General features: G+C 67.6%; 10 protein-coding genes. 5 read left to right on the top strand and 5 right to left on the bottom strand.

Annotated elements, in window-relative coordinates; translation table 11 throughout:
• A partial coding sequence (locus ACK5IN_RS05755; protein WP_416895249.1) for a pyridoxal 5'-phosphate synthase lyase subunit PdxS occupies window positions 1-596 on the bottom strand: 596 nt, incomplete at its 3' end.
• 90 nt (window positions 597-686) lie between these two features.
• On the opposite strand from ACK5IN_RS05755, the gene ACK5IN_RS05750 reads away from it, so the two are divergent.
• Window positions 687-2,024, top strand: a complete 1,338-nt coding sequence (locus ACK5IN_RS05750) for an aminotransferase class I/II-fold pyridoxal phosphate-dependent enzyme (protein WP_416895248.1) — start codon at window positions 687-689, stop codon at window positions 2,022-2,024.
• Window positions 2,021-2,872, top strand: coding sequence for a pyridoxal kinase PdxY (gene pdxY / locus ACK5IN_RS05745; RefSeq protein WP_416895247.1), 852 nt, complete (start codon window positions 2,021-2,023; stop codon window positions 2,870-2,872). The genes ACK5IN_RS05750 and pdxY overlap by 4 nt, the downstream gene beginning before the upstream one ends.
• Before the next feature lie 20 nt (window positions 2,873-2,892).
• On the opposite strand, the gene ACK5IN_RS05740 is transcribed toward pdxY, so the two are convergent.
• From ACK5IN_RS05740 to ACK5IN_RS05730, 3 genes are all read right to left on the bottom strand, one after another.
• Entirely contained in the window at window positions 2,893-3,447 is a 555-nt protein-coding gene (locus ACK5IN_RS05740) for an HIT family protein (protein ID WP_416895246.1), read from the bottom strand.
• Window positions 3,444-5,444 carry a threonine--tRNA ligase gene (gene thrS / locus ACK5IN_RS05735; protein ID WP_416895245.1) on the bottom strand — a complete coding sequence of 667 codons (2,001 nt, stop codon included), beginning with the start codon at window positions 5,442-5,444 and terminating at the stop codon, window positions 3,444-3,446. The genes ACK5IN_RS05740 and thrS overlap by 4 nt, the downstream gene beginning before the upstream one ends.
• A gap of 120 nt (window positions 5,445-5,564) precedes the next feature.
• On the bottom strand, window positions 5,565-6,074 hold the full coding sequence (locus ACK5IN_RS05730; protein ID WP_416895244.1) for a glycine cleavage system protein R: 510 nt from the start codon (window positions 6,072-6,074) through the stop codon (window positions 5,565-5,567).
• A 766-nt stretch (window positions 6,075-6,840) separates the two neighbouring features.
• Between ACK5IN_RS05730 and ACK5IN_RS05725 the strand changes: the two genes are divergently transcribed.
• The 3 genes from ACK5IN_RS05725 to ACK5IN_RS05715 all read left to right on the top strand — a co-directional run bounded on the left by ACK5IN_RS05725 (window position 6,841) and on the right by ACK5IN_RS05715 (window position 7,858).
• Window positions 6,841-6,966 (top strand): hypothetical protein, encoded by a 126-nt coding sequence (locus ACK5IN_RS05725; RefSeq protein ID WP_416895243.1) that lies wholly within the window; start codon window positions 6,841-6,843, stop codon window positions 6,964-6,966.
• A gap of 10 nt (window positions 6,967-6,976) precedes the next feature.
• Window positions 6,977-7,414 carry an AraC family transcriptional regulator gene (locus ACK5IN_RS05720; RefSeq protein WP_416895242.1) on the top strand — a complete coding sequence of 146 codons (438 nt, stop codon included), beginning with the start codon at window positions 6,977-6,979 and terminating at the stop codon, window positions 7,412-7,414.
• A 93-nt stretch (window positions 7,415-7,507) separates the two neighbouring features.
• Window positions 7,508-7,858, top strand: coding sequence for a hypothetical protein (locus tag ACK5IN_RS05715; RefSeq protein ID WP_416895241.1), 351 nt, complete (start codon window positions 7,508-7,510; stop codon window positions 7,856-7,858).
• 34 nt (window positions 7,859-7,892) lie between these two features.
• Here the strand turns inward: ACK5IN_RS05715 and ACK5IN_RS05710 are convergent, their stop codons facing one another.
• The gene (locus ACK5IN_RS05710; RefSeq protein WP_416895240.1) at window positions 7,893-8,057 is read right to left on the bottom strand and encodes a hypothetical protein; all 165 of its coding nucleotides are present in this window, start codon (window positions 8,055-8,057) and stop codon (window positions 7,893-7,895) included.
• Window positions 8,058-8,654 lie beyond the last annotated feature (597 nt).

The following is an 8,654-nucleotide window of genomic DNA, read 5'->3' as shown; positions in this document are numbered from 1 at the left end:
TACGGTGCCTGCAGCTCCTTCGCGGCGACGTACAGCTCGTCCTTGGTCATCGACCGCAGCACGTTGATCTCGCTGTTGATCTTGCGGATGTGCTTGGTCGCCTCCGACACGTCGCCGGTGCCGGCCTCGCCCTTCGAGCGGATCATCGCTGCGCCCTCGTTGATGCGACGCAGGGCCTCGCCGAGGTTGGTCGCGCCGCACACGAACGGCACGGTGAAGCGGAACTTGTCGATGTGGTTGACGTAGTCGGCGGGCGAGAGCACCTCAGACTCGTCGATGTAGTCGACGCCGAGCTCCTGCAGCACCTGCGCCTCGACGAAGTGACCGATCCGGGCCTTGGCCATGACGGGGATCGATACGGCGTCGACGATGCCGTCGATCATGTCGGGGTCACTCATGCGCGACACACCGCCCTGCGCCCGGATGTCCGCCGGCACGCGCTCGAGCGCCATCACGGCCACAGCGCCGGCATCCTCGGCGATCTTGGCCTGATCGGGTGTGACGACGTCCATGATGACGCCGCCTTTCAGCATCTCGGCGAGGCCACGCTTGACGCGTCCGGTCCCGGTCTCGCTCGCAGGGGCGTTGTCTGCCATGTTCTCTCCTTCGGCGGATGCGTGCAGCCAATCGCATCATTGGCTTAGGCCAAAACATAGCACGTCGCTACACTCGAGAACGGAGGCGCCATGGACGAGACGATCGCAGAGCTGATCACGGGTTCGACGGCGGTCGAGATCGCCGACAGCGTGCGTGCCGCACACGAACGCGGTCACCTGCGCGACGGGGCCGCCCTGCCGTCGGTCCGCGCGCTGGCCGACCGGCTCGGCATCAACCGCAATACCGTGATCGCGGCGTATCGTCAGCTCACCCGAGCGGGCCTGGTGGAGACCCGCGGTCGCGGCGGAACGCGCATCGCAGACCTTGCGCCCGTGGCCCAGGAGGGGTTCGCCGCGGGCAGCGTGCTGCACGATGTCGGCACGGGAAACCCCGACCCGGCGTGGATCCCCGACCCGGCCGCCGCGCTGCACGCGGTCGCGGGGCGTGCGGTGCTGTACGGCGAGCCCGTGATCGACGCCGGGCTCGACGCCTGGTCTCGGCCGTGGATGGCGGCCGACCTGGCCCCCGCCGATTTCCGCCTCACCGTCACCTCCGGCGCTGTGGACGCCGTGGAGCGCCTGCTCGCACAGGCCCTCACCCGCGACGACGCCGTCGCCCTGGAGGATCCGTGCTGGCTCGCCGGCATCCAGACCGTGCGCCTGGGAGGATATCGCGCCGTTCCCGTTCCCGTGGACGCCGAGGGGATGTCGGCGCGGGGCCTGCAGGCGGCGCTCGACCAGGGTGTGCGCGCGATCGTCGCCACCCCCCGGGCGCAGAACCCGACCGGTGCCGCGCTCACGGCCGAGCGCGCGGCGGCGCTGCGGGCGGTGCTCGCCGATCACCCGTACGTGCTCGTGATCGAGGACGACCACTACTCGCTGCTGTCGCAGCGGCCGTTCCACAGCATCGTCGGGCCCGAGCACCGGCGGTTCGCGCTGGTGCGGTCGGTGTCGAAGTTCCTGGGGCCCGACATGTGCCTGGCCGTCACCGCGTCGGACCCCGAGACGGCAGACCGGCTGGCACTTCGACTGAGCCCGGGCACCACGTGGGTCAGCCACCTGCTGCAGAGGCTGGCGCACGCGCAGCTCGACGATCCGGCGGTGCTGGCGCGCATCCGCGGTGCCGGTGCGCACTATGCCGAGCGCAACGCCGCCTTCGCCGCGCGGCTCGCCGCGCACGGACTGCCCGCGGTCGCCGGCGACGGACTCAACCTGTGGGTCGAGCTCCCCGTCGAGACGCGGGTCGTGCGCGAGCAGCTCATGCGCCGGGGCTGGCTGGCCCGCACGGGCGACGAGTTCATGCTGCGCGGTGCCGGCTCCCCCCACCTGCGTCTGACCGTCCACGATCTCGATGACGAGGCGGCCGCGCGCCTCGCCGCCGACGTCGTCGCCGCAACGGTGGCCGCGGATGGGATGATCGACCGGTGAAGATCCTCTCCATCCAGTCCGCCGTCGCCTACGGCCATGTCGGCAACTCGGCCGCCGTCTTCCCTCTGCAGCGCATCGGCGTCGAGGTGCTGCCCGTCTACACCGTCGCCTTCTCGAACCACACGGGCTACGGGGCGTGGCGGGGTCCGCTCATCGCTCCCGACGATGTGCGCGACGTGATCCTCGGCATCGAGGAGCGCGGCGTGCTCCCGCAGATCGATGCGGTGCTGTCGGGCTATCAGGGCTCTGAGGGCATCGCCGATGTCGTGCTCGACGCGGTCGCTCGCGTCAAGACGGCGAACCCGGCGGCGGTCTACGCGTGCGACCCGGTGATGGGAAACGCGAAGAGTGGATGCTTCGTGGCCCCCGCCATCCCCGACCTGCTGCGCGACCGGGTCGTGCCACGCGCCGACATCATCACCCCGAACCAGTTCGAGCTGGGCTACCTGACCGGCACCGATCCGCACACGCTGGAGGAGACGCTCGCCTCCGCTGACCTCGTGCGCGCCGGCGGCCCGTCGACCGTGCTGGTCACGAGCGTCGAACGGCCCGACCGCGTCGAGGGCACGATCGAGATGCTCGCCGTCACCCCCGACGGCGCGTGGATCGTGCAGACCCCCCTGCTGCCGCTGAAGGCGAACGGCTCGGGCGATGTCACCGCCGCGCTGTTCACGGCGCACTACGGGCGCACCCACGATGCCGCGGATGCCCTCGCGCGCACCGTCTCGAGCGTGTTCGATCTGCTGCGCATGACCTATGAGTCCGGAGAGCGCGAACTGCAGCTGGTCGAGGCGCAGGAGTTCTACGCACACCCGCGCCTGCAGTTCACCGTCGCACAGGTGCGGTAGTCGCGCGGCGTCTCGCTCCGTCAGCTGTCGTGGTCGTGTCCATCGCCCCACGCGTCGGCGACGGCATCCCGCACCTCGCCGAGCAGCTGCGGCAGCGCCTTGGTCTTGGCGATGATCGGGAAGAAGTTCGCATCGGTCGCCCAGCGCGGCACGACGTGCTGGTGTAGGTGACCGTCGACGCCGGCCCCGGCCACACGACCCTGGTTCATGCCGATGTTGAAGCCGTCGCAGCGCGAGACGCGACGCAGCGCGCGCATCGCCTGTTGGGTGAGCGCGCCGATCTCGGCGATCTCTTCGGGCGTCGCGTCGTCGTACAGCGGTATATGCCGATACGGGCACACGAGCAGGTGGCCGGAGTTGTACGGGAACAGGTTCAGCAGCACGTACGCGGTCTCACCACGCGCCACGATGAGACCGTCGGGGTCGGACTTGTGCGGTGCCGCGCAGAACGGGCACTCCTCGCGCAGCGGCTCCGGCCCGGCCTGGATGTAGGCCATGCGGTGCGGCGTCCACAGCCGCTGGAACTCGTCGGGAACTCCCGCGAGGGCTGCCGCATCGATGAGTTCGTCGGTCACACGAGGTCCTCGGCCGTGTTCACCTGTGCGTGCGAGGTGATCGCCTCGCGGATGCGAGCGAGCGCAGCATCCACCGACACGCCGTTCTCCTGCGATCCGTCGCGGAAGCGGAACGAGACCGTCCCGGCCGCGCGATCCTGTTCACCGGCGATCAGCATCAGCGGCACCTTCTGCGTCGTGTGCGTGCGGATCTTCTTCTGCATCCGGTCGTCGCTGTGGTCGACCTCGGCGCGCACGCCCGCCGCACGCAGCTGCGCGACGACGTCGTCGAGGTAGTCGGCGTACTCCTCGGCGACGGGGATGCCCACGACCTGCACGGGCGACAGCCAGACCGGGAAGGCGCCGGCGTAGTGCTCGAGCAGAATGGCGAAGAACCGCTCGATCGACCCGAACAGCGCCCGGTGGATCATGATCGGGCGATGCTTCTCGCCGTCCGCGCCGGTGTACTCCAACTCGAACCGCTCGGGCAGGTTCGGGTCGACCTGCACGGTCGACAGCTGCCAGACCCGCCCGATCGCGTCCTTCGTCTTCAGATCGATCTTCGGGCCGTAGAAGGCGGCCTCGCCGGGCACCTCTGTCAGCGTGAGGCCGCTGGCGACGGCAACGTTGCGCAGCGCGGTGGTGGAGTACTCCCAGAATTCGTCGCTGCCGATCCACTTGTCCTTCTCGTCGTCGCGCGTCGACAGTTCGAGCTCGAAGTCGTCGAGCCCGAAGTCGCGCAACATCGAGATGACGAACTCCAGAACCTTCGTCACCTCGGACTCCAGCTGCTCCGGCGTGACGAACAGGTGCGAGTCGTCCTGGGTGAACCCGCGCACGCGGGTGAGGCCGTGCAGCGTGCCCGACAGCTCGTTGCGGTACACGGTGCCGTTCTCTGCCAGGCGCATGGGCAGGTCGCGGTAGCTGCGGGCGCGCTCCTTGTAGATGAGGATGTGCATCGGGCAGTTCATGGGCTTGAGGTAGTAGTCCTTGCCCGGCTTGACGACGGTGCCGGCGGCATCCACTTCCTCATCCAGCGGGATCGGCGGGAACATCCCCTCCCGATACGTGACGAGATGGTTGGACTGGAGGAAGAGGTCCTCTTTCGCGATGTGCGGCGTGTAGACGTAGGTGTAGCCGTCCTCGACGTGGCGGCGGCGTGCGTGGTGCTCCATCTCCATGCGCACCATGCCCCCTTTGGGATGCCACACCGACAGCCCGGATCCGATCTCGTCCGGGAACGAGAACAGATCCAGCTCGCGCCCGAGCTTGCGGTGGTCGCGCTTGGCGGCTTCCTCCAGACGCGCCTGGTACGCGCGCAGTTCATCCTTGGTCGGCCACGCGGTGCCGTAGATGCGCTGCAGTTGCGGGTTCTTCTCGCTTCCCCGCCAGTAGGCACCGGCGACACGGGTGAGATCCCAGCCGTTGCCGATGAGGCGGGTGCCGGGCACGTGCGGCCCGCGGCAGAGGTCTTTCCAGGTGGTCTCGCCGTCCCGGGTGACGTTGTCGTAGATCGTCAGCTCGCCGGCGCCGATCTCGACGCCGGCGCCTTCCGCCGCATCCGCCCCCGACCCGGGGCCGCCGGCCAGGTCGACCAGCTCGAGCTTGAACGGCTCGTCGGCGAGTTCTGCCCGTGCCTCGTCCTCGGTGACCACACGCCGCACGAACCGCTGGTTCTCGCGGACGATGCGCTCCATCTCCTTCTTGATGGCCTTGAGATCCTCCGGCGTGAACGGGTCGTCGACACCGAAGTCGTAGTAGAAGCCGTTCTCGATGGGCGGGCCGATGCCGAGGTTCGCCTGGGGACGGATGCGCTGGACGGCCTGCGCGAGCACGTGGGCGGTCGAGTGGCGCAGGATGCTGAGGCCATCCGGGCTGTCGACGGTCACGGGCTCCACGGCATCGGTCTGCGTCACCGTCGTGGCGAGGTCTTTGAGCTCGCCGTTCACACGCAGGGCGATGACGGAGCGGTCAGGGAAGAGGGCGAAACCATCGGCGGGGTAGGACACGTCTGACACCCGCCCATTCTATGGGGGCCGTCCCCACCGGGCGCGGCGGTGTCAGCCGATCAGCACGGGCCTGGTCTGCTCGGGCTCGGGGCGTGCCTGCGCGATTCCGTGCGATTCTGCCGGGTGGGCTCACCCGACGGTGAGATCGACCTGGATCTCGCCGGCGAGTCGCTCGAGCTCTGCGGTCGCAGCCGCCAGATCGGCGCCGTCGTCGACGCGCACGCTGATCTTCGCCTCGAACAGCGTGCCGCCCGCCATCGGCGCGTCGAGCGTGTGACTGGTGAACCTGTCGATGCTCAGACCGTGGCGCACCAGGGCATGGGTGATGTCACGCACGGTGCCGGGGCGGTCGTTGCCGAGCACCGTGAAGACGAAGCGCGCCGCTTCGGCCTTGTCGCCGGCGGCGATGCCGGTATGCGGCGTGATCTCCAGCAGACCCTCGAGCGCATCGAGATCGGCGACGAGCGCGTCACGGCCTGCATCGGGCACCGACACCAGCACGATGCCCGCGAAGGCGCCGGCGAGCTCGGCCAGTTCGCTGCGCTCCCAATTGCCGCCGTGCAGAGCGACCGCATCGGCCACGGCTTGCACGAGTCCGGCGCGGTCGTCGCCGACGAGGGTGAGCACGAGCTTTGCCATGCTGGGAGCATACCGAGTGCCTCGTCCGGTTCTGGCAACTCGTCACGGTCCCACCCCGGGGCACTGATACGGTGCTCGACGAGCTGCGAGCGATGAGCGCCGCGACGATACCGGCTTGTGACGGACGACGTACGCCATCGCGCTCCTTTCTGCTCCTCTCGCTCAGCCCCCATGAGGTAAGCACCATTGCCTGCTACTGACGTTGCACGTCCCTCGACAGCGCGCGGATGACGGAGTTGCGACCGACGCCGAGCGCCTGTGCGATCCGGTCATAGCTCAGCGGTGGGTCGGTCTCGCGCAGCTGCCGCGCCATCTCAACACGCTCCGGCGTCATCGCCGTAGGGCGGCCACCGTAGCGAGCCTGAGAGCGTGCGTGCTCGACGCCGCGCTGGGTGTTCTCTCGGATGAGTGCTCGATGCCCGCCACGCGTCACTGCTGATCGCCGTTTACGGGCTCCCGGCCAGCAAGGTTCTCGCACTGCGCCGAAACCAACTCCGATGAGGAAGACGTTGCCCCCAACCTCCTCATCGGAGACCGCCCACTCGCACTCCCCGATCCGATCGCTATCCTCGCCAGGGAACAACTCGATCTCCTCTCGGAGGCACCGCCCGATGGCTGGCTGTTCCCCGGCCTCCGACCCGGCCTGCCGCGTGACCCGCAGTATCTCAACCGGCGACTCCGCCCGTTCGGCGTCTCCATCTCCGAGTTGCAGAACACCGCCCGATTCCGCCTCGCAGGTGCGGTCCCGGCCAAAGTCCTCGCAGGCATGCTCGACTTCAACGTCACCACCTTCGAGAACTACGCCCGCCTGTCAGGCAGCACCCGTGGCGACTACCCCGCCGTGCGCGGCACGGCACCAGCTGCGTTGAGAGAAGGCCCGAAAACCCCGTAGACAGGAACCCATGACCGACGACGCCACGAACCATGACCTCGGCCGGATCGACGTCATCGAGCTTGACGATACCCCTGCCCTGAGCCGTGACGTCGCCATCGATTTCGCGGTGATCCAAGCCGCCTGGCCCGACTTCGAGGGCTCCTTCGACTCGCTACAGGGCCGCAGAATGATGGGACTGTTCTACGGCCAAGACGATGTCTATCGGCTGTGCTCCGCACGTCTCGATCGTGACCACGACAATCCACTCGGTCTCGATGAGACCCTGATCCCAGGCGGCAGCTATCTGCGCCTGCGCGGCAGCGCCCCTTCCATCTACGAGGACATCGCCCCAGCATTCGACGCGCTCTTCGAACACGCAAACCACGACCCTGGACGGCCACACATCGAGTGCTACCGCCGCGAGGGCGAGGTTGACTGCCTCGTCCCGATCAGCTCATCGAGCTGACCTCAGACAATGCGAACAGTTCTCACTCGGATAATGCACTTCCACAGGTATTGACGTGTGCGAAGACTTCCGCCGAGCGTTCCGCAATGCAGCATGGTCGAGCTTCGCCCAGTCGGTGCGCTCGACCATGGCGCGAACGTCGGTCAGATAGGCGTCTGTCGCGTCGTTGTGAGCATCCGCGAACGGGGCGGTTCCACCCTTCGCCATGTTCACAGTCTGGTACTGTCCAGACCACTCAAATACATCTTGAAAGAGATGCCCGTGCAGAGCCTTCATGTGCTCGCCGTCGAACGTCCGGGCCACCAGCTCGGGGCGCAACTTAAGCTCAGTGCGCCGAGCAAACGACATGCGATAGTCGTAGCGGCGAAGCGCGTCGAAGTCTCGGACGCCGGGGCATTGCGCATGACACCGAAGCCGGTCTGCTCGTTGTACGTCTCCGGGTAGAAGTGCGACGCCCACGAATCGAACTGCTGCGGCATCAGAGCGTGCCGGCGGTGCGGGCGATGCGTGCGGCATTCTCGGTCGAGCGCACCTGGTACTCATCGAACGTGAGCGCACCGCGCGCGTAGTCGATGAAGCCAGCCACGTCCTCGCGGTTCGGCTCCCGCCCCTCGTGCCAGCCCGCCGCGAGCGACTGCACCACGCACCCAGCTGGTGCCCGAAAACGATCGATTCCGGCACAATTCGGGAAGGCTGATGTGGTGCGTGCCGCAAACGCGGGCCGTATCGAAACCCGGTATCGGCACGATCGGTTTCGACCCGGACTTTCGGGACGGCGCTCAGAATCGCGCGGAGAATCCACCGTCGGTGTTGAGTAGTCCCTGGCGACCCAGCACGCTCCGCCGAACATGGCTTGCACGATGGAACGACATCGCGCCATCAGCTGCATACTCGGCATGGGACACTGTGACCGTACCAGCAGGCTGAGCCAACTGCGGTCGTGGACCTGTCCGCAATCGACCGTTCATGAGTCAGTCGGCAGTCTCGTCGATTAGGTCGGCGAGAATCGGTTTTGATGCCCCTCTACCGCCTGACGCTCGGCCGAGATTAGATAGGCAGGAGAGCTGATTGCTTGACGGGCGCGGGTTATCCGAGGATGTCGCGGCGGGATAGCACCCAAGAGGCGACGCCTATGAGGACTGCGGAAAACCCCCAGAGCAGTCCGAGGCCTGCCCAGTCGAAGCCATCCGCAAGTGGCGCGTTGCCAAATGCCCAATGGTAGGGCGAGAGGTTTGCCAAC

The organism is Microbacterium sp., assembly GCF_047971895.1.
GTDB lineage: Bacteria > Actinomycetota > Actinomycetes > Actinomycetales > Microbacteriaceae > Microbacterium.
The sequence above is the reverse complement of the archived record's forward strand: the minus strand, read 5'-3'. Positions and strand labels throughout refer to the sequence as shown.

What these genes read in the sequence shown, in the direction of transcription:
- ACK5IN_RS05720 (WP_416895242.1), top strand. Translation starts at nt 6,977, where the DNA reads ATGACCGACGACGCCACGAACCATGACCTCGGCCGGATCGACGTCATC.
- ACK5IN_RS05725 (WP_416895243.1), top strand. Translation starts at nt 6,841, where the DNA reads ATGCTCGACTTCAACGTCACCACCTTCGAGAACTACGCCCGCCTGTCA.
- ACK5IN_RS05750 (WP_416895248.1), top strand. Translation starts at nt 687, where the DNA reads ATGGACGAGACGATCGCAGAGCTGATCACGGGTTCGACGGCGGTCGAG.
- ACK5IN_RS05730 (WP_416895244.1), bottom strand. Translation starts at nt 6,074, where the DNA reads ATGGCAAAGCTCGTGCTCACCCTCGTCGGCGACGACCGCGCCGGACTC.
- ACK5IN_RS05715 (WP_416895241.1), top strand. Translation starts at nt 7,508, where the DNA reads ATGGTCGAGCTTCGCCCAGTCGGTGCGCTCGACCATGGCGCGAACGTC.